The sequence below is a fragment of the Calothrix sp. PCC 7507 genome (genome assembly GCF_000316575.1).
GTDB lineage: Bacteria > Cyanobacteriota > Cyanobacteriia > Cyanobacteriales > Nostocaceae > Fortiea.
Genome location: NC_019682.1, coordinates 2851747 through 2872708 on the forward strand (window position 1 = coordinate 2851747; position 20962 = coordinate 2872708).

20 protein-coding genes, 1 pseudogene and 1 riboswitch are annotated in these 20962 nt (G+C 42.0%); of the genes and pseudogenes, 12 read left to right on the forward strand and 9 right to left on the reverse strand.

Going from position 1 to position 20962, the window contains the following annotated elements:
• Positions 1–713: 713 nt before the first annotated feature.
• The 3 genes from CAL7507_RS12105 to CAL7507_RS12115 all read right to left on the reverse strand — a co-directional run bounded on the left by CAL7507_RS12105 (position 714) and on the right by CAL7507_RS12115 (position 3008).
• The gene (locus CAL7507_RS12105) at positions 714–1130 is read right to left on the reverse strand and encodes a hypothetical protein (RefSeq protein ID WP_015128765.1); all 417 of its coding nucleotides are present in this window, start codon (positions 1128–1130) and stop codon (positions 714–716) included.
• A gap of 56 nt (positions 1131–1186) precedes the next feature.
• Positions 1187–2053, reverse strand: a complete 867-nt coding sequence (locus CAL7507_RS12110) for a zinc metalloprotease HtpX (RefSeq protein ID WP_015128766.1) — start codon at positions 2051–2053, stop codon at positions 1187–1189.
• 403 nt (positions 2054–2456) lie between these two features.
• On the reverse strand, positions 2457–3008 hold the full coding sequence (locus CAL7507_RS12115; protein ID WP_015128767.1) for a Chromate resistance protein ChrB: 552 nt from the start codon (positions 3006–3008) through the stop codon (positions 2457–2459).
• Between the two features lie 81 nt (positions 3009–3089).
• Here CAL7507_RS12115 and CAL7507_RS12120 point away from each other — a divergent pair, with 81 nt between their 5' ends.
• The 8 genes and pseudogenes from CAL7507_RS12120 to CAL7507_RS12155 all read left to right on the forward strand — a co-directional run bounded on the left by CAL7507_RS12120 (position 3090) and on the right by CAL7507_RS12155 (position 10471).
• Entirely contained in the window at positions 3090–3338 is a 249-nt protein-coding gene (locus CAL7507_RS12120; protein WP_015128768.1) for a hypothetical protein, read from the forward strand.
• Positions 3339–3401: 63 nt separating this feature from the next.
• Positions 3402–4610: an MFS transporter gene (locus CAL7507_RS12125; RefSeq protein ID WP_015128769.1), complete on the forward strand. Its 1209-nt coding sequence runs from the start codon at positions 3402–3404 to the stop codon at positions 4608–4610.
• 46 nt (positions 4611–4656) lie between these two features.
• Positions 4657–4739: riboswitch (Fluoride riboswitch) on the forward strand.
• Positions 4740–4835: 96 nt separating this feature from the next.
• Positions 4836–5114 (forward strand): annotated as a pseudogene (locus CAL7507_RS12130) (cation:proton antiporter); the annotation flags it as partial.
• A gap of 28 nt (positions 5115–5142) precedes the next feature.
• Entirely contained in the window at positions 5143–5337 is a 195-nt protein-coding gene (locus CAL7507_RS12135; protein WP_160166332.1) for a universal stress protein, read from the forward strand.
• Between the two features lie 30 nt (positions 5338–5367).
• Positions 5368–6690 carry a voltage-gated chloride channel family protein gene (locus CAL7507_RS12140; protein WP_015128770.1) on the forward strand — a complete coding sequence of 441 codons (1323 nt, stop codon included), beginning with the start codon at positions 5368–5370 and terminating at the stop codon, positions 6688–6690.
• 118 nt (positions 6691–6808) lie between these two features.
• Positions 6809–8149, forward strand: a complete 1341-nt coding sequence (locus CAL7507_RS12145) for an AAA-associated domain-containing protein (protein ID WP_015128771.1) — start codon at positions 6809–6811, stop codon at positions 8147–8149.
• A gap of 102 nt (positions 8150–8251) precedes the next feature.
• Positions 8252–9991, forward strand: a complete 1740-nt coding sequence (locus tag CAL7507_RS12150) for an ABC transporter permease subunit (RefSeq protein WP_015128772.1) — start codon at positions 8252–8254, stop codon at positions 9989–9991.
• 189 nt (positions 9992–10180) lie between these two features.
• A complete protein-coding gene (locus CAL7507_RS12155) occupies positions 10181–10471 on the forward strand; it encodes a hypothetical protein (RefSeq protein ID WP_015128773.1) in 291 nt (96 codons plus the stop codon).
• 89 nt (positions 10472–10560) lie between these two features.
• Here CAL7507_RS12155 and CAL7507_RS12160 read toward each other — a convergent pair whose 3' ends face one another.
• Complete coding sequence (locus CAL7507_RS12160; protein ID WP_015128774.1) at positions 10561–11025, reverse strand: hypothetical protein; 465 nt, start codon at positions 11023–11025, stop codon at positions 10561–10563.
• Here CAL7507_RS12160 and CAL7507_RS32345 point away from each other — a divergent pair.
• Complete coding sequence (locus CAL7507_RS32345; RefSeq protein ID WP_160166333.1) at positions 11017–11172, forward strand: hypothetical protein; 156 nt, start codon at positions 11017–11019, stop codon at positions 11170–11172. The two genes, CAL7507_RS12160 and CAL7507_RS32345, sit on opposite strands and share 9 nt — an antisense overlap.
• Positions 11173–11223: 51 nt before the next feature.
• On the opposite strand, the gene CAL7507_RS12165 is transcribed toward CAL7507_RS32345, so the two are convergent.
• A complete protein-coding gene (locus CAL7507_RS12165; RefSeq protein ID WP_015128775.1) occupies positions 11224–11862 on the reverse strand; it encodes a histidine phosphatase family protein in 639 nt (212 codons plus the stop codon).
• Between the two features lie 339 nt (positions 11863–12201).
• On the opposite strand from CAL7507_RS12165, the gene CAL7507_RS12170 reads away from it, so the two are divergent.
• Together CAL7507_RS12170 and CAL7507_RS12175 are read left to right on the forward strand one after the other, a co-directional pair.
• Positions 12202–13767, forward strand: a complete 1566-nt coding sequence (locus CAL7507_RS12170; RefSeq protein ID WP_042341294.1) for a DEAD/DEAH box helicase family protein — start codon at positions 12202–12204, stop codon at positions 13765–13767.
• Positions 13697–14911 carry a DUF790 family protein gene (locus tag CAL7507_RS12175; RefSeq protein WP_015128777.1) on the forward strand — a complete coding sequence of 405 codons (1215 nt, stop codon included), beginning with the start codon at positions 13697–13699 and terminating at the stop codon, positions 14909–14911. Before CAL7507_RS12170 ends, CAL7507_RS12175 begins: the two co-directional genes overlap by 71 nt.
• 87 nt (positions 14912–14998) lie before the next feature.
• On the opposite strand, the gene CAL7507_RS12180 is transcribed toward CAL7507_RS12175, so the two are convergent.
• From CAL7507_RS12180 to CAL7507_RS12195, 4 genes are all read right to left on the reverse strand, one after another.
• Positions 14999–17947 carry a calcium-translocating P-type ATPase, PMCA-type gene (locus CAL7507_RS12180; RefSeq protein WP_015128778.1) on the reverse strand — a complete coding sequence of 983 codons (2949 nt, stop codon included), beginning with the start codon at positions 17945–17947 and terminating at the stop codon, positions 14999–15001.
• A gap of 228 nt (positions 17948–18175) precedes the next feature.
• Positions 18176–18868 (reverse strand): zinc-dependent metalloprotease family protein, encoded by a 693-nt coding sequence (locus tag CAL7507_RS12185; protein WP_015128779.1) that lies wholly within the window; start codon positions 18866–18868, stop codon positions 18176–18178.
• A 40-nt stretch (positions 18869–18908) separates the two neighbouring features.
• Positions 18909–19514: a TerD family protein gene (locus tag CAL7507_RS12190; RefSeq protein WP_015128780.1), complete on the reverse strand. Its 606-nt coding sequence runs from the start codon at positions 19512–19514 to the stop codon at positions 18909–18911.
• Between the two features lie 11 nt (positions 19515–19525).
• On the reverse strand, positions 19526–20101 hold the full coding sequence (locus CAL7507_RS12195; RefSeq protein WP_015128781.1) for a TerD family protein: 576 nt from the start codon (positions 20099–20101) through the stop codon (positions 19526–19528).
• Between the two features lie 428 nt (positions 20102–20529).
• On the opposite strand from CAL7507_RS12195, the gene CAL7507_RS33070 reads away from it, so the two are divergent.
• Positions 20530–20940 (forward strand): DUF790 family protein, encoded by a 411-nt coding sequence (locus tag CAL7507_RS33070; protein ID WP_042341296.1) that lies wholly within the window; start codon positions 20530–20532, stop codon positions 20938–20940.
• The last annotated feature ends 22 nt before the right edge of the window (positions 20941–20962 follow it).

Consider the following 20962-nt stretch of genomic DNA (forward strand, 5'->3'; position numbering starts at 1 on the left):
GATCTACATGAGAAATTCCCAATGGTGGCGACACCAGTAGAAGAGTTTGAGGATGCGATCGCAGAGCGTCTTGTAGAGAAGCTATCCGCAGGAATCGCAATTTCCTAATTAGTAAGTACAAAACGTATAGTTCATGTTCTTTTAATTACATATGTATATCTGCTAGCGACAAGATTTTCGTGAATCTGATCTTGAAGCTCTGTAAAATTATTTAATAGACCTTCAATTCAGATGGTAGTTGCAACTTGATATTTGGAATACTATCAGCATAGCATCAGTAAAATCACAGAAGGTTAAGGTTAAATTAATACATTGATTTTTCATAGAAGATTTACAAGAAGTCTATTTTCTAGGATCATTCACGAAATATCGGGCTACGCCTAGTAGTCTGTCAGGGTTGAAATGAGGGACTGTAGTGTGAGCGTCTCGCTCACGCGGGCTTTTCGGCCCGCACTACCAAAAACCCCTCAAAACAAAATTGACAAACCACTAGGCACTACCAATGACCAAACTATGAGCGATCGCTTCCCTTCCATAAAAATAGCGGGCATTTTGCCCGCTTTATAAGAGATTCATGAATTTTTTTGAGTTAACGGACTTCCAGAAAATAAATTATCCAATTTACTTAGATAATATTTTTCTTTCTCCCCCTACCCCCTGCCCTCTGCCCCCCTGCCTACACAGTGATAGGATATTTTTTTAGTTGGAAGTCCCTAACGTTGAGAGTGAGGCTCGTTGAAGGCTTCCCAACCAGCCTTAACTGCTTTTTGCACACGTCCACTGAATTCTGTAACTTCTTTCATCAGTAGATACCAGTTTTTCTCAGCTTCATCTTGCACTACGGCCCAAGTGTATTCTAAGCGATCGCCTTGAAGAATTTTCTTCCCTTCAATCGTTTCCCGCGCTTGACGCACAATATTTAAATACGTTTCACGGCTAATAGTTCCTGCTGACTCAGCCTCAGATTGAGCGCGTTTTTTGAGTGCTGCAATCAACGCTTTAGTTTCACGCTTGACTTCATCGGTTTCATCAGCCATTTCGGTTTCTACTATGGCGTCAGTTTGAGAACTAATTTCCACAACTACAATTGATTCAAAAGATTCGGCAGATTGAATGTTGTCAGCAGTCATAGTTTAAACATCCTCATTGCAAAACTTACATGAGTTATCAGCGAACAGTTAATTTATCAAGCTGTTGTCGGGAGTTGTTGTTCTAGTTTCAGCAATTCTTTCACTCGAATCTCGGTAGCGGGGTGGCTGGAAAACAAATTACCTAAAAACTTCCCAGATATCGGATTGATAATCAATAACGGCTCAAAGGCAGGATTACCATCTAAAGGTAATTGTCTGGCTGTGGATTCTAACCTCTGCAACGCACGGGCTAAAGCACGGGGATTGTTAGTCAATCTAGCAGCACCAGCATCAGCTGAAAACTCTCGTGTGCGGGAGATTGCTAACTGAATGATTGTGGCAGCCACAGGGGCAAGTATCACTGTTAATAGCACTCCTAAAGGATTGCCACCTCTATCATTATCTCGTGAACCACCGCCAAACCATAGGCTGTAACTCACCATTTGCGCTAAAAACGAAACGGCACCAGCAATGGTAGCAGCAACAGCTTGTGTCAAGGTGTCACGATTAATAATATGTGTGAGTTCGTGGGCAATCACACCTTCCAGTTCATCCTCTGGTAAGATATTCAAAATACCTTCAGTCACAGCAACCGCAGCATGTTCTGGGTCACGCCCCGTGGCAAAAGCATTAGCAGTTTGACTGGGAACAATGTAAACTCGAGGCATAGGAATATTGGCACGAGCAGACAATCTCTGCACTATGCGGTACAGTCCTGGTGCTTCTCTTTCGCTGACTGGCTGGGCACGGTAGACAGCTAAGGCAATTTTATCTGATTGATACCAAGAAAACAGGTTAGTTACTGCTGCTAAACCAATTCCTATAATTACACCTGTAGTACCACCAATTACCCAGTAACTAATTGCAATTAATAAGCCACTCAGGGCAGCTAATAAAATAGCCGTTTTCAGTTGATTTCTCATATTTTTTGCTCTCCAGGTAATGCTGTATGAATTTTGTTAGCCCTTTTGGACAACAGCATTATTTAAGCCGCTCTTTGATTTTATCTAGCTGGACTTAGATTTATAGTACAGAAAACCTCTCTGATTAGTACGGTTTTCCCGCTGAATTTTTGGGAATACATCTAGACTTGTAGGAGTTAATTTAGTTGTTTTGAAATTTTATTGACAGAATATATTGATTTATGGGCAACACCCTCGCCATTTGTTGGTAGCGACAATTATTTACGCTGAGTTACTTACTATACTAAATGCAAGTTGATTGACTTGAATTAAACGACCTGAGGATTTTGTCAAAAACTGAGAAATGCCATAACAGGTAAAACACTAATAGTTTGAGTATACATAAAATTTGATTTTTTGACCCTTACACAGGTTCTGAGTTTATCTCTTGTGCTTGATATACCTGTTCACTGAATTGCTGAAAATCTAACTCACATGCTTTAAATGCTTCAGTAGCTTGTGCATATCCTGGTGCGTTGAAAAGATCGCGATCGCGGATTTTAGGTAACCAAGAACGTAGTTTAGTCAGTTCCGCTTCGTTTTCTTCTAACTCAGCAAAAGTGAGGTTGTCTATTTCCCGTTCGTGACTAAGTTCCGTATGAAAATCTCGACACTGCCCTAAAAACTCTTGATATTCTTGATCAGCCTGCTGTTGGAAGCGATCGACAAACATCGCATTTTGCTCCGGTTCATCAATCCAAATGGTTAATAAATCTGCCTCGCCACCACCTGCTGTAATATCTGCTTTCAATTCTACCAAGCTTTGTTGCAAGTCTTCTCGCTGAGGCAACACACACACCGACTGTTGTAAATAGAGTGCGCCTAATCCCTTGAGTTTACGCCAAACATAAACCCTCTGTGTTGAAGGCTGTGCAGGTACTTTGTACACCAATAAGTTCCAACATTTTCTATCCATAGGTAGATTGTAACAGATGTTGCATTTAGTCTAATTTGTTGTTAATCTGTTAATGAAACATGTGTTGCATTTTAAAAAAATATGAATCTAAACTATCAATCTGACGGCATTGACTGGAGTCCGATTATTCGTAGTATGGAGCCTCAAGGTATCTCTCAAACACCCAGATATCCGGGGAATTTGAAAGCTGTTCTGCTGAATCATGCTGGTTTAGCTGAACATCCCCAAGGTGACAAAGCTTACCAGCTTGCTAGAGAAATTGCCCGGTTAACAACCTTTAGTGATGCAGAAATCACTTATTGGTTTTCCAGAATTACAGAACTGATCTAATGACTAAATCCCTGATTCTCTTAGCACTTTAGGGTTTACTACAAACCATCAAAACTAGGGAATATGCAGCTACAAAATAAATTTGCCCAGAAAATTCCCCGCACTGTTTGGGTGTTGGGATTTGTCAGCCTGCTGACAGATATTAGTTCCGAGATGATTCATTCTATCTTGCCTTTATTTCTCGTCTCAGTATTAGGGGCAAATGTATTAACTGTTGGCTTGATTGAAGGTGTCGCAGAAGCTACAGCTTCAGTTTTAAAAGTTTTTTCTGGAGTGTTGAGTGATTATCTGGGACATCGCAAAGGGTTAGCGATGCTTGGGTATGGGTTATCTACGTTTGTGAAACCACTCTTTGCTATAGCTACCAGTCCCACTGGGGTGTTGATAGCGAGGTTTGGCGATCGCCTCGGTAAGGGTATCCGCGTAGCCCCCCGTGATGCTTTAGTTGCGGATTTTACTAGCCCAGAAATACGCGGTGCAGCTTACGGATTACGTCAGTCGCTTGATACCATAGGTGCATTTTTGGGGCCTTTGGCAGCATTTACCCTCATGGCTGCTTCAGGAAATAACTTCCGCTTGGTGTTTTGGCTAGCACTAATTCCTGGGTTTTTAGCAGTAGCTTTATTAACAGTGGGGGTACGGGAAGCGAAGACGAGCAGGACTCAGGAAAGCCGCCGCAATCCTCTGCAATGGCAAGCTTTACACAGTTTGGGTCAACGATACTGGATACTCGTAGTAGTAGCGCTGTTATTCAATTTAGGTAACTCTAGTGATGCTTTTCTTTTACTGCGCGCAGAGCAAACAGGCATTTCTGCGCCACTTGTACCGTTGACCCTGGTGGTGATGAATATAGCCTACTCCCTAAGTGCTTACCCATTAGGAATACTTTCCGATCGCCTAGGTAAATTTGGGCTATTGCTGGGTGGATTGCTTTTATACGCTTTGGTGTATCTGGGCTTTGCATTCGTGCAAGCACCTTGGCAAGTCTGGGGATTATTTGCCCTCTATGGCCTGCATTTAGGTATGAGTCAAGGATTATTGTTGGCGCTAGTAGCAAATATTATCCCGGCAAATTTACGCGGTACGGCTTTTGGATTCCTCAACTTGGCAGTGGGATTAGCCCTGTTACCTGCCAGTTTGCTAGCAGGTGGGTTGTGGCAGACAATGGGAGCAACAGCAACATTTATCGCTGGGAGCCTGTTTGCATTAGCTGCTGTGTTGTTATTGCTGACTCAAAGACATAAATATCTCAAAGACATAAATATTAAATGAGTAAGTTGACCAAAAGCAAAAATGGTATCTTAAGTTAAAGTCAATTAACGACTATGGCGATGGAGCTCGCCAAAACCGCCTCTTCAGTAAAAGATTTATAACTGCAAGGCTGATGGCTCCTACTTTTCCCACTGACGGGGGGAGAGTAGGGCTTCGCTTAAATGCATCAACCTAACTCCCCTGTAGCCAGTATCTGTCTACAAAACGCACTTCAGGAGTTCTGGGATGTTAGCCAGTATATTGTGGATTTTAATCATGGGCTTTTTTGCGGGTCAACTTGCCCGTCGTTTAGGCGCTCCACCGTTAATTGGCATGATTTTGGTGGGGATTATCCTCGAACCACAAGTACGTAATCTCATTAGTGCAGATGTGTTGAATACTGCTGATGAGTTGAGAACTTTGGCAGTGATGATTATTTTGATGAAAGCTGGACTGGGGCTAGATAGAGAAAAGCTGGCTCAACAGGGGACAGTAGCGCTGCGCTTGGGATTTTTACCTGCAACAGTTGCTATCAGATATTAGACATGAATTTTTGACCACTACAGGTACTGTACCAGAAGAGATTATTGCCACTGCCGATAAGTATCATGTCACAGCGATCGTCATGGGAAAACGCGGACATCAACCTTGGGAGCAAGTATTAATTGGCTCAGTATCGCAAGCAGTCTTAGAAGCTAGCCCAATTCCTGTAATTTTGCTAGAAAATCGTGAGCCTAAATCAGTTTAAATCAATCTAAAAACTTGTTTGGTAGACAATATGAAATATTTACGTCAGTTTGAACCATTTATGGCATTACCTCACTTCATCAAATGGTTGCCAATCTCCTTTGTCGTTGGTATTCTGGCTGGCAGTGCTTCTGCTGCTCTTTTAGCATCACTCGAATGGGCAACTGATTGGCGGGAAGCCCATCTATGGATTATCGCTCTACTACCAATTGGTGGCTTTTTAAGTGGTTGGATTTATCATCGCTTTGGGCAGACTGTAGAAGCTGGAAATAATCTTTTACTCGAAGAAATCCATAATCCTAAAGATATTATTCCCTGCCGTATGGCACCTCTTGTACTGTTAGGAACAACTATCACCCATTTATTTGGTGGTTCAGCTGGTCGAGAAGGCACAGCATTGCAAATGGGTGCTTCTCTCGCCGATCAATTAACTAAAATATTGCACTTACAAGGAGCAAATCGGCGAATTCTGTTAACAGCAGGTATCAGTGGAGGATTTGCGTCGGTTTTCGGTACACCCTTAGCTGGAACATTCTTTGGTTTGGAAGTTTTAGCAATTGGAAAAATTCATTACGATGCCCTTTTTCCCTCTTTGGTAGCAGCGATTGTCGGCAATCAAGTAACTTTGTTATTGGGTTTACATCATACGGCATACCTACACGCGCCGTTGATACCAACAATCACAATTTGGGGACTAATTTCTGCCATTATTGCAGGCGCAATCTTTGGGATTGTAGCGAGGTTTTTTGCCCAAATAACTCACAAAATTAGTCATTTTTTTAAAGCCAAGATATCCTATCCTCCAATACGTTTATTGCTAGGGGGTGTGTTGATAGCAGTGATTGTTGGCTTAAGCGGCACGACCAAATATATTGGTCTTGGTATCCCGACTATTGTTAATTCTTTCAACACTCAACTACCTCCTTGGGATTTTGCTGCCAAATTGAGTCTTACAGCTTTAACTTTAGGAGCAGGTTTTAAAGGAGGGGAAGTGACTCCTCTATTTTTTATTGGTGCAACTTTAGGTAGTGCTTTGTCTTGGCTTTTGCCACTACCTACGCCACTATTAGCAGGAATGGGATTTGTAGGTGTGTTTGCAGGTGCTGCAAATACGCCTTTGGCTTCAATTTTAATGGGAATTGAACTATTTGGTCTAGAATCAGGGGTGTTTATTGCGATCGCTTGTGTAGCTAGCTATTTATTTTCAGGTCATTCAGGAATTTACAGCGCTCAACGTATTGGTTTGAGTAAGTACTCTTCTGTGTATGTGGAGGAAGGGCTGACTTTAAATACTTATAGACAAGTAAAAATAGATTTACCTGATGATATCCCAGAAAGAGAAAGCAATTTTTAAGAATGATTTTAAAACTTTTTACCGTATGCTGAACGGATAGTTGTCAATCTTACTTAATTTAACTATAAGATGATGTCAGCTTGAGAATCTGGTTAATCATAGCTTAAAGGGGGACGGAGTGACCGTCAAAATAGCAACTGAACACCTGATTACTTTACGAGGTGTCAGTAAATCTTATCGGCAACCCAACGGTCAGCAAATTGTCATCCTGGAAAATATCAATCTAGAATTGCGTCCGGGGGAAATAGTTGCTTTACTGGGTCCTTCAGGTTCAGGGAAATCTACCTTAATGCGGACGATCGCTGGGTTAATTGCTCCCAGTGAGGGTGAGGTACTATACCATGACACTCCCCTAGTTGGTTTAAATCCTGGAGTCGCGATCGTTTTTCAAAGTTTCGCTCTCTATCCTTGGTTAACGGTTCTGGAGAATGTGGAACTGGGTTTGAAGGCTAAAGGCGAACCCCCAGATCCTAGGCGACAAAAGGCGCTGAAGATGATTGATGTCATTGGTTTGGATGGGTTTGAAAATGCTTATCCTAAAGAACTTTCTGGGGGAATGCGTCAGCGAGTCGGATTTGCTAGAGCCTTAGCGGTGGAACCGGAACTGTTGTGTATGGATGAGCCATTCTCAGCTTTGGATGTGTTGACGGCGGAAAACTTGCGTTTTGAATTGTTGGATTTGTGGCTAGAGCGCCGCATCCCGACTAAGGCCATTCTCATTGTCACCCACGGTATTGAAGAGGCAGTGATTCTGGCAGATCGGATTATTGTTTTAGGGCGTAATCCGGGCAGAATCAGAGCCGACTTAGCTGTGACGTTACCTCATTATCGCGATCGCAAACATCCCAGTTTTCAAGCTCTGGTTGACCAAGTTTACACCATCATCACCAATCCAGAACTAGAAACATCTGAATCAACCGCCGCTGTACCTCAACAAGCGCCGCCAAAAGAGCCGAAATATCAGTCTTTACCAGCAGTGCGGATTGGCTCTATTGCTGGTCTTTTAGAGCTTTTAGAGGATCGTCAAGAAAAAGACCTCTACCGTGTAGCACAAGAACTGCAACTAGAAGTAGATGAAATTCTGCCGATTGTAGAAGCTGCAAACTTCATGGATTTTGTGGAACTGGCACAGGGGGATATTAGCTTGACCCCAATCGGGCAGCAATTTATCAACGGTAGCATTGATGAGCGTAAACAAATTGTGCGATCGCAGCTACTAAATCACATCCGCTTAGTACAGCAGATTTATCGTCTCCTAGAAGCAAAACGCAATCAACGCATACCCGAAGAACTAGTATTAGACATCCTTGAAAGTCACTTTAGTCCAGAAGAAGCCCAGCGCCAATTAAAAACTGCGATCGATTGGGGTCGTTATGCCGAGATTTATGGCTACGAAAAGCCATCAGGACAAATATTTTTAGAACAAGCTGTCAACGTTGAACCATTAGCAATTGGCTAGAAACATAGGGACTGGGGACTGGAGATTGGGAAATAGAAATTTTACTTCCTCCTGCCCCCTGCCCCCTGCCCCCTGCCCCCCTGCCCCCTGCCCCCACTCAATATGACCCGACCCCTGACTCCAGCTAACCAAATTCTGGGACGCTTAAACTGGACTTGGCAAGATGGCGCACTAATTTTGCTGATTCTGGCTTTTGCTGTGATCATTGTCAAAACTGCTTCCCAGTTCAGCGGTGCTTTTCACGGCAATCTGATCATTTCTACAGATATTAGTGCTTTACCAGGTTACACAGCCCAAACTCTATTACGCATGGGGATTGCTTACTTTTTATCCCTGGTGTTTACCCTAATTTATTCTTATACTGCCTACCGCTCTCGCATGGCAGCAGTGATTCTGATTCCGTTGCTGGATATTCTGCAATCGATACCAGTGTTATCTTTCTTACCAGGAGTTGTGCTGGCGCTGATTGCCTTGTTTCCAGGTCAGCGGATTGGTATAGAACTAGCCTCTATCCTCCTAATTTTCACTGGTATGACCTGGAATATGACTTTTAGTTTTTACCAGTCTCTACAAAGTATCCCACGAGAATTGCTAGAAGCCGCGCAGATTTATCGACTCAATCTTTGGCAACGTTTTTGGACGTTGGAGTTACCCGCTGGTGTGATTGGGTTGGTGTGGAACAGTGTGATGTCTGTAGCTGGGGGCTGGTTTTTTTTAATTGCGATTGAATCATTTACTTTAGGGGACAAAGATTTTCGTTTACCTGGGTTAGGTTCTTATTTAGGCACTGCGGCAAGTAAAGGCGACTTTAAAGCTATATTCTGGGGATTGACGGTGTTGATTGGGGTGATTGTTGCCCTTGATTTTTTTGTGTGGCGACCTTTGATTGCTTGGGCAGAAAAATTTAAGTTGGAAATGGTAGAGTCTGAAAATTCACCGCAATCATGGGTATTAGATATTTTAAGACGATCGCCCACTTTGCGAACTATTAGCGATCGCGTTTTTCGTCCATTACAAACAGCAGTTGATCACGGTATGATTCGGGCTTTTCCCGTGCGTCCCTTACCCGTAAACGCCCAAGGAAACCTACACTGGCCTAGTTTCGTGAATTGGATATTTGCTAGTGGCTTCGCCTTGATTGTGCTTTGGGGCACTTGGGAAGCAGTGCTATTACTTAAGAATTTAAGTTGGGATAATTGGCTACAGGTGGTCAAAGGGGCTACATTTACCGCCTTGCGTGTGACTGTTGCCTTGATCTTATCTTTATTGTGGACAGTTCCCGTAGGCGTAGCAATTGGACGCGATCGCCGATTAGCGCAAATATTGCAACCCATAGTGCAAATTGCGGCTTCCGTGCCAGCCACAGCTTTATTTCCCGTGCTATTGTTGGGCTTAACCCGCATTGCTGGCGGGTTGCAAATTGGAGCGATCGCCCTGATGATGTTAGGCACAATGTGGTACCTGCTGTTCAATGTCATCGCTGGTGCCCAATCAATTCCCTCAGACTTAATCGAAGCCGCTTGGGTATATAAACTGTCTCTATTAGAACGCTGGCGCACCTTAATTTTACCAGCTATTTTTCCCTACCTAATTACAGGCATTATCACCGCTGTCGGTGGTGCTTGGAATGCCAGTATTGTCAGTGAATACGTCACATTTCAAGGGAAAGTTATCAGCACCTCTGGACTCGGTTCAACGATTTCCCAAGCCACCGCCTCCGGTAATTTCTCCTTACTCCTAGCTGCAACAATGGTGATGTCTTTATTAGTAGTGCTAACTAACCGTTTGGTTTGGCGGCCATTGTATCGCTTGGCACAGGAAAAATATCAACTGTTGATTTAACAGTTCATTGTTAACTGTTGACTGTTAACTGTTGACTGTTAACTCTCAAAGTCAGTCTAAGATTTTAATGCGAAAACCGCTACAGCCTTAATACAGTTCAGTTGAGCCTAAAACCCTGATGTAGAGACGGCGATTTATCGCGTCTTGAAAGACCAATCATCTACACCAATAGCTTTTAACTGAACCGTATTGGCTACAGCCTGCACGAAACACGGAAACGTAAAAGCAGAAACTGCTACAGCCTACGCAAAACACGAAAACGTGAAGGCGGATGTTACTTCCGGGAAAGCGGAAGCTGCTACAGACTACGCAAAATACGGAAATGTAAAAGCGGATGTTGCTTCCGGGAAAGCGGAAACTGCTACAGACTACGCAAAACACGGAAATGTAAAAGCGGATGTTGCTTCCGGGAAAGCAGAAGCTGCTACAGCCTACGCGAAACACGGAAATGTAAAAGCGGAAGTAATACCAATTCTCTAAAATCCAGCTACAGATAAAGCTGGCAAAATTTTATATTTCTATTTTGCAACGTCAGTGCTTATGCACCACCTGCTCTAAACTAGAGTCATTTAGATTGGTTGACCAAGAACTTGTTCCACGATTTGAGGTTGGATGGATTGCAAATACTCAGTTGCAAGTTCAGGGGGCAAAAACTCGATCAATAGCCAATTTTCTAACCAAAACTCAACCACTTTGAACACACCACGGTCACAAAGCGCAACTTGCCAACCCTCACGCATACCGATTTGCTCAATCTGCTGCTGGCTAGCAGGTACAGAAATCGCGGCATGAGTTGCCACAAAGCTTGGCGAACTGGAAGTTTGGATAACTTTGCTTGGTTCTGTGTCCGAACCGGGAATATACACAGATCCTAAAGGAAACACTTCAATTCCAGTGCCATAATCATCAAATAAAACCACGGCATAACTACCACCGGGATTTGGGAAATCAAAGAGCTTACCGTGACAAATTTCTGCCAGTACGCTTGCAACGCGAAGCGGGTTTTCAGCGGCGATCGAAATGTGATGAATCATCAGAATAACTCCATTAATCAAGTTCAATTTAGAAAGTTAGGCGATCGCTCTAATGAGCGATCGCAAAGCAAATTTACTTCAGGACATCTGCTAGGGTTTAAGGGAAGCAATCATCTCAGGTATAATTGTGTTGAGGATATCAATTAACTTCTGCTGTGATTGTACGAGGGTTTTACAGTTTTCCCATTGGAGTTGCGATTATGTTCCTGGACGAGAGCGAATATGATCAGGTATATGATGGCGATCGCCTAATATTTCGAGCAAAGGGCCATTAACGTCAAATTTAACCATACTGACAGACGCGACCAAAATATTCACCCGATAGCGATAGCGTCCCAAATCAATTCCCAGTAAACTGCAAAGCATAATCCGAATCGTGGCTTTATGAGAAACCACTAAAACATTACCTTGGGAATGTTTTTCTTGAATTTCAGCAATGACAGGCATAGAACGGTTAGCAATATCTACCGCAGTTTCTCCACCTAGTGGTGCATTCCAAGCGGGTTCTGTCAACCATTTCAAATAGTTTTGGGCGTAATTCTCTTGAGCAAATGATTTACTCTTACTCTCCCATTCGCCGTAACTACCTTCTCTCAGTCCTTCACGCAACTGCATATCCATACCAATAGCATCACAAAATGGCTTGGCAGTTGCAATTGCGCGCTTCATTGGGCTAACATAAACAGCCTCCCACTTCAATTTTTGATAAACTTCGGCAAAACTCTCTGCCATCTGCATCCCTTCGGATGTCAACTCCGCATCAGTTTCACCGCAGAAATTACCACTTTGACTAAAAGTAGTTTCTCCATGTCGCAGTAAATATAAATTGAGTGTCATAGCTTCTATCGCGATTGAGAATCAAGGAGTTTGTGCAAAAATAAACTACCATCAATCTCGCAATCGAGTCTGTGACACCCGGACAAAGTAATCAACCACAAAAGTCAATCAACCATAAACTTTTGAAATCGAAGGTAAAAAACTACATCTCTCAAATTAGATGAGGTTTAAGTAGTTTTGAGTAGGTTTAACAAAGCAGTCTTGGTATCCTGCACCTTTTGCGTTATTAGTAATCAAGGGTCAAAAGTCAAAAGTCAAGGGTCAAAAGTCAAGAGTTGTTACTCATTACCCCAATCCCCAATCCCCAATCCCCAGTCCCCAATCCCCAATCCCCACCAAATGGCTCGCACTCCCACATTAACTTTTAATCGTGGCACTTTAATTTTACATCCACCACCGCGCGGTAAAGCCTGGATGGACTATGCCACATGGGACGATCGCGTGGAAAAATTCCGCATCCCGGCGATTAGATACCGCTCTTTGGTGGAAGCCCTACAAGCAGAAGAGATTAACTTTATTGATGAGGCGAAGGAATTTTATGCAGTTGATTTAATTCCCAGTTTGGAAATGACACCCTATCCCCATCAGAGTGAGGCTTTAGCAGCTTGGAAACTGGCAGGAAGACAGGGGGTTGTGGTGCTGCCTACCGCAGCGGGAAAGACTTATTTGGCGCAAATGGCGATGCAAGCCACACCGCGCACGACGTTGATTGTTGTCCCAACTTTAGACTTGATGCATCAGTGGTATGCACATCTAGTAGCGGCGTTTCCTGATGCTGATGTGGGGTTGTTGGGGGGTGGTTCACGGGATAGAACGGCTATTTTAGTCGCAACTTATGATAGCGCAGCCATTCATGCAGAAAGCTTGGGTAATCTCTATGCTTTACTAATTTTTGACGAATGTCACCACTTACCAACTGATTTTAGTCGGGTGATTGCCGAATATGCGATCGCTCCCTATCGGCTAGGACTCTCAGCCACACCAGAACGCACCGATGGAAAACACGCTGATTTAGATATCCTCATTGGTAGAGAAGTCTACCGCAAACGTGCTGAAGATTTGGCGGGACAAGCTTTAGCTAACCATGAAATTGTGCAAATGAAGGTGAAACTGTCACAAAATGAGCGAGAAAGATACAACGAGTTAATTCAACTCCGCAATGACTTTTTAAAGCAATCCCGGATTTCTTTAGGGAGTATTCAAGGTTGGCAAATGTTCGTGCAAATGAGCGCGCGATCGCAAGTTGGACGCAGAGCCATGTTAGCACACCGCGAAGCCAAAGAAATCGCTTTAGGAACTGATGGTAAACTGCGAATTCTCGCTAATTTATTAACGAAACATTTTCCAGAACGCATTTTAATTTTTACTGCTGATAATGCTACTGTTTATCGCATTTCCCAAGATTTATTAATTCCCTCAATTACCCATCAAACTCCAGTTAAAGAACGCCATGAGATATTAACTAAATTTCGCGAAGGTGAATATAACACTCTCATTGCATCTCATGTTTTGAATGAAGGTGTTGATGTCCCTGCGGCTTCCATTGCCATTATCTTATCTGGGACTGGTTCCACGAGAGAATATATTCAGCGTTTAGGACGGGTTTTACGTAAAGGGAATACTGAAAATAAACAGGCGATTTTATATGAAGTCGTGGCGGAAGATACGAGTGAAGAAGGAACTTCAGCGCGGCGACGAGGTGAACACAGAAGTGGTGGAGACAAGCCAAAGAAAGGGAATTTACAAGTTGTACAGCCGATTTATGGAGTGGAAAAAGAAAAGACTTATAAAGCTGCTGAACAAATAGAAATAAATTATTCAACTGATAAGAAAAATGTTACCGACAGATTTACTGATGCACCGCCACAGCGGGGAGGAAATCATCCCGAAGAGATTGAAGATTGATGATAAACATTTAGGGTTAGCAAATGAGTTAATTAATTATTTTCAAGCAGCGGTGGGTAAAACTCAAGGTGTACTTGAGCGTCAACTTACCGATTTTGAAGGAGATACGACAGATTATCGCGTCAAGCGGGGTTTAGCTTATATTCTCAAAAGCAGTTTTTGCACCTTTGAGGTAGTTAGTCCGCTCGAACCGCCAATGTTAAGAGAAAGGGTGTTTTCTCTGTCTGCAAAATCCGTTCCTAGTCGCGAATCAACACAGCTAACACTCAGCAAAATCGCTGATGAATTAACTCATGAACTTGAGCGAGAAGTTTTACCAGAACAGGTTCACACTGGACTTTATGCTGATTTAGCTGAGAACAAAATTCTGACAGTTTTTGATGCCCCAAAAACCCAAGATTTGCTAAATCGATATAACTTATCCCAAGTGCAGGGAGTGTTTTATAAAGCCAGTAAATTAGTGTTGAATGCCCACCGCAATGTTCCCGGAGAATATAAGCTGTTGTTTCGCTATCTCAAATTGTTTCAATTGATGGCTTATATTGAAGGCGACGCTGACCACGGGTTTACAATTAGCATTGACGGGCCGACGAGTTTATTTAATCCTAGTACACGTTACGGGTTGGCGATCGCCAAAATGATTCCCGCCTTACTCCACGTCACCAGATGGAGTCTCGCAGCCACCCTCAAAAACCGCGATACCTACACCAACGCCTGGATAACTGGACGTTTCACCCTCAACTCTGAATGTGGTTTAGTCTCCCACTACTCACCCGGCAAACCCTACGACAGTATGCTCGAAGCATCCTTCGCTGATAAATGGGATGCACTAAAATCCGACTGGTTTTTAGAGCGAGAAGTCGATTTAATTCCCATTCCCGGTAGCGTCATGATTCCCGATTTCCGCCTAGTGCATCCTGATGGAAGAAGTTATTTATTAGAAATTGTCGGTTATTGGCGGCCAGAATATTTACAAAAAAAGTTTTCGCAAGTCCGCCGCGCCGGATGTGATAACTTAATTTTGGCAATTTCTGAGCGATTGAATTTAGAAAAAGCCGGTGTGAAAATCAACGATGTTCCTGCGAAAATTATTTGGTTTAAAGATAAATTGTTGCCAAAAGCCGTGTTAGCAGTATTGGATTAAACTGAGGATTTGAGGATTAGGGACTGGGTACAGGGAAAGATTTAAATTAGGTTGGGTGTCAGCGAAACCCAACCAAAACTACAACTGCTAATAGGATTTTTCTAGCTTACTTTTCACTTGCAAGCGCGTAATTAAACGCCATATTTCCCCAACCCAAAGCACTGTAGATGTTGCAAAAGTAATGCTCATCCAGTCTATGAAAGATAAAGGTACTGTTCTAAAGACGCTACCACCAAATTGAATAATTAATATCTGTCCCACAAATATGGTGATAGCGATCGCTACAAATCCTTGGTTTTTAGACAACCCTTTAAAAGCAGATTGCTTTAACCCCAAGCATCGAGCATTAAACAAATTCCAGAACTGTAAAATCACAAATACGGCGAAGAACACAGAAAGCTCATAAGGGCTAATATTCCCATCTTGACGGATGTGATGTAGGAAGCCTATCGAAAAAATTAAAAAAGCTAACCCAGTAGCGAAAATATTCTGTGCCATTGTTCTAGTAACAATAAAGGCTTCTGGGTGACGAGGAGAGTCCTGCATGACGCTCCGATGGGGTGGTTCTGTCGCCAAAGCCAAAGCTGCAAAGGTGTCCATAATTAAGTTCACCCACAGCATTTGAGTAACAGTTAGAGGTAGTGCGACACCGATGAATGGCCCAACTAAAGCAATTCCCAAAGCCACAACATTAATTGTTAATTGAAACAGAATAAAACGTTGGATATTCTGATAAAGCGATCGCCCCCAGACAACTGCATTCACAATACTGCGGAAAGAATCATCAAGTAAAATAATATCACTGGCTTCTTTGGCGATCGCTGTTCCACTCCCCATTGCTAAACCTACTTGAGCTTGCTTGAGAGCCGCAGCATCATTTGTTCCATCACCTGTCACAGCTACCACATGACCATTTTCCTGTAACAGTTTTACTAGCCTCAGCTTATCCAGTGGTCTAGCTCTAGAAAGTATCTTTAATTCCAGCACAGCGTGACTAGCTTCCTGGTCACTCAGTTTAGCAAACTGTTGACCCGTGAGATGCAGATAACCACTATTAAAGTCGTCATCTTCTTCCCAAAGTCCAATTTGACGAGCAATTTCTTTAGCTGTATCCGAGTTATCACCAGTGACGACTTTGACTTGTATTCCTGCATTTAAACAGGCTTGGATAGCCTCAGGAACTTCTGGACGCAAGGGATCTAAAATTGCTGCAAACCCCAGCCATATCAGCCCCTGAGCCATATCATCCAAGTTCGTTTCACTGGTATACTCTGAAACTTTATTGTAAGCAAAACCTAACGCCCGCATCCCTCGCTTTTGGTATTGTTTAATTTCATGAGCGATCGCTTCTTGATTCTCCAATGCTTCCAAACCTTTCTCTGTCAGAATCTGCGAACAACGCTCCAAAATTACCTCTGGCGCTCCTTTTACGTAAAGCACATCTTTCTCAGTTACAGATGATGCGCCAATTGTACCCATGTATTTTTTCTGCCCAGAAAAGGGCATACGGGATTTAATCTGAAAGTTACTGCGGTAGGATATGTAATCAATATCTTGACTATCTAGCCATAGCAATAAAGCTCCTTCTGTAGCATTACCAATGGGACGAGGCGCTTGCAGGGGTTTTTTCTCCAAATCTGCGGTACTATTAGCTGCGATCGCCTCTGCAATTAATGCTGGGACTATTTGAGAATTCAAACTCGGAAAATTGACTTCATGCACCCGCATTTGATTTTGAGTAAGAGTCCCAGTTTTATCAGAGCAAATCACCGTAGCTGAACCAATAGTCTCGCAAGCGTGCATCCGCCGCACCAAATTATTACTAGCAGCCATTTTCCGCATACTGTAAGCCAGACTAAGAGTGACACTCATCGCCAAGCCTTCTGGTACAGCTACCACAATAATTGTTACAGCTACCATGAAATAATGTAGCAATGCTTTAGCAACATTACCCGGTATCCAGCTATTCACTGAACCAGGAATTAGCCCAAAAGGATAGCCCAAAGCGAGTCCAACTGCAAGAATTGTCAGTCCTATACCAAAAGTTTTCAGCCAGTCAACAAAACTATTATTTTCTAACCAATTGGGTGCTGTAATTTCACTACCAGCCAACTCTAAGCCATCGTAAATTACAGGTAGCCAGATTCTGCTAAGTACCACTAGTACACTGATAATTAAAAGTCCCACAACATACCATTGTTGGTAAGACAATATTAATTCTCCTGTAACAAACCCGCGCACTAGCAAAGATATAAAAGTCACACCAGCAAAGCCTAGTCCAACTACACCAATTAGTTTACTTAGGTTTTCTAGTTGATAATTTAGAGGTGTATCTTGTTCATTTTCGACACTTGCAACTGCTGTTGCCACCTTACCAATTTCTGTATTGTCACCGACAGCCTTAACTTCAAAATAACACTGTCCTTGCTCAACTATCGTACTGCGAAAAACCTTGTATGCAGGATAGGTTCCCTCTTCAATACCTTGAGTATTAACGTCAGATTGAGTCAGTTTTCTAACTGGTTCTGCTTCACCAGTGATTTTTGACTGATCAACCTCTAGAGAAATTTCTTCTAAAATTTCTCCATCAGCCGGGACTTCCTCACCCTGTTCTAGATATCCAATGTCCCCCACAACTAAATTTTTGCGGGTAATAGTAGTAAAGTTACCATCTCGGATAACCTTAATAGTAACTTCGTCATACACTTGATTGAGGATATCAAATTCTTGACTAGCTTTATATTCATTAACAAAGGCAAGAGTTGTTGCCAATAAGATAGCAACCACAATTCCTAAACCTTCGGCATATTCACCCTCTAAAATTCCGACGGTAATGGCAATTGCTGCTGCAATCATCAAAATCCGAATTACTGGATCTTCAAACTTTTCTAAAAATAGTTTCCACCAAGGGTCACGCTTTGGTGGAGTCAGAACGTTGACACCATATCTTTGACGATTAAGCTTAACCTCTTCCGAAGTTAGTCCTTGATATGGTAATTGAATCTTGTTAACCTTATTATTATCATTAATCAGCATGTTACATCCACTGAGTTTTTAAAGGTAATAGCCTATCCAAATTCCACATCAAAAAATGATGGTAATTCACTAATTTACAGCTATTTTCAGGTAAATAGACCACATTTGCCGTAGATAGCACTGCTGTGCCCTTATAGTGTGGTTCAAATAAGTGAAAACTGCTGTAAGACAAATTTATGCAATTACAGAGTTTGTTTCAGAGTCATAGATAATCCTGCGTTGCTAAAGTCAGGATTTATGTTTACGAATAGCGTGATTCATCAAGATGATCTGTTCCGCATGAAACGAGGGAGGCATTAAACTATGAATTCTATGATCGAGTCCATCATGCATCACATCTGTTGATAATTGAGAGTGATCTAATCCCAATGTGTGACCGACTTCGTGGGTAATAGTATTAGCAATTAAGTTAGATAACTGACCTACATTTAAACTTGCACGGTAAGAGGCATTAAGTATTTGGTCTATGCGGACAGCAGCAATATTTGTAACTTTGCTATGACTAAAACTAGCAATTCCCAGATAATCAACTGGTTGCTGATCTACAAATACATACACATGGGTGAAGTTTTCACCCCACTCTCGCTCATCAGGTAGGTCGGAGGTCAAAAACACATTCACACTTCTAAAAGCACTGAAGACTTTAGCAAGAGCATCTGCCATAACTTCTAGCATCATGCTATTATCTTCAGCGCCAATAATCATTCCTGAAATATCAACCCAAACGCAATGGCGAATCTCGCTATTTTTACTAGCTATTAACCATCCACAATAAGGACAAACTTGCCAATTAGTTTGGATACGAGAACGGCAACCTTGACAGCGAGGCTTGGGGGGTCTATCAAGGTTGATACGTTCCCAAATCGGAACTTGTAGCTTACGATTTGTCTTAGTTAGATTCAGGCGATCGTAAAGCGACATTATACTTCGAGCCAGTTACCGAATTAAAATCAAAATTGTATCAACAGTAGGAAGAAACAAGATCCCCTAAGCCATTGACACGGATACCATTGCCGATTGCTGCCATTTTCCACTCATTACTATGTCGATACACTTCAGCTAAGATCATCCCAGTCATACCCAGATACTCTTTACCTGATAGGTTATATCGAGCCAATTCTTTGTTGTTCGCTGCATTAACTAGGCGCACAAAGGCATTTTCGACTTGACCAAAGTCCTGTTTACGGGTAATACAATCATAAATATTGACGACGAAAACTAATTTGACAATTTGGTCAGGTATACGAGACAAATCTATAATAATCACCTCGTCATCGCCATCACCTGCACCAGTTAAATTGTCTCCTGTGTGAGTGATTGCTCCTGATACATGCTGAAGATTACCAAAGTAGATAATATTCTCTTTAGCCGTTAATTTGCCATTCGCATCTAAGCAGATCACAGATGCATCTAAATCGTAGTCCTGACTACCACCACCAAAATTACTAAAAAATCCACCACCAGAGCGCTTTGCTATATCCCAACCCAGTCCGCACATCAGTTTAGTTAAACCAGGAGCTTCCTTAGAAAGCGAGATTCTCTGTCCTTTCTGTAGACTAATTGCCATTTTAAATCTCCTTACTGATAACGATCTAGCAAAGCTTTTAATCCACCTTGATAGCCTGAACCAACGGCATTTAAACGCCATTCTCCATCTTTACGATAGAGTTCAGCCATAATTAATGCAGTTTCAATTGAGTAATCTTCAACCAAGTCATAGCGAACTACTTCTTGGTTACTCTGAGCATTAACAACGCGCACAAAAGCATTTTGAACTTGACCAAAATTTTGGCTTCGTTCTGCGGCTTCATGAATAGTTACAGTAATGACAATTTTTTGAACGTCAGCAGGAACTTTTTGCAGATTAATCTTGATGACTTCATCATCGCCATCACCTGCACCTGTGAGGTTATCTCCAGTGTGTTGAACTGACTTATCTGGGTCTGGACTAGAGAGATTATTGTAAAAAATAAAGTGGTTATCAGAAATTAGTTTTTCGCTATTTCCTAGTAAGAAAACTGATGCATCTAAGTCAAAGTTGTGTCCGGTGTCTGTTGGCTTAACATCCCATCCAAGACCAATAAATATATCTGTCAGTCCTGGTGCAACTTTTTCTAGTGAAACGCGTTGTCCTTTTGTAAGTGTAACTGCCATTTTTTGCTAGGCTCCTTAATTCTTTTTCTGGTACTCAAATTTACTAAAGAAAATCTGCATCTAATTGATAGCAACACATCAAAAACATTGCTAAATGCTAGCTTTGTAATATACCTCATTTAAAAAATGTAGGTACACATGATTGATATTAAAAGCTGTTAATTTCAACCCTTACAGATTAATCTTTAATAATTATGTTGTTTTTTTTACAAACAGCCTTAGTAATAATACTTAATTATTTTTACGTTGAATTGATTTTTTTACGTAGCCACCCACTAGGGGATAGAGTTTCCTGTCGCTTTCAATGAAACCCAACATTACCAAGAGATTGTTTTTGATTTCCTGATCGCTCAACCCAATGCTGACAACACTCAGCCTTATAGGTAGGTTGATAGAATATCTCTAGATTAGCTGACGAGTTACAAACAATGTCAACAGTAAAAGTTGAAGTACAACTGTCTTCAGAAGAATTGCTAAAGGCTGTTGAGCAGTTAAGCCAAGCAGATTTAGAGCGATTTGTATCTCAAGTTATCGCACTACAAGCACAAAGAAAGGCTTCTAGTTTGCCGCAAGTCAAAAGTGTGATGATTACCGATTTTCGCCTAGTGCATCCTGATGGACGCAGTTATTTATTAGAAATTGTTGTTTATTGGTGTCCAGAATATTTACAAAAGAAGTTTTCTCAAGTGCGGCGTGCAGGATGTGATAACTTAATTTTGGCAATTTCTGAGCGATTAAATTTAGAAAAATCGGGTGTGAAATTAAACGATGTCCCCGCGATAATTATTTGGTTTAAAGATAAATTGTTGCCAAAAGCTGTGTTAGAAGTATTGGATTGAATTGTTAGTGACAATCAGCTAA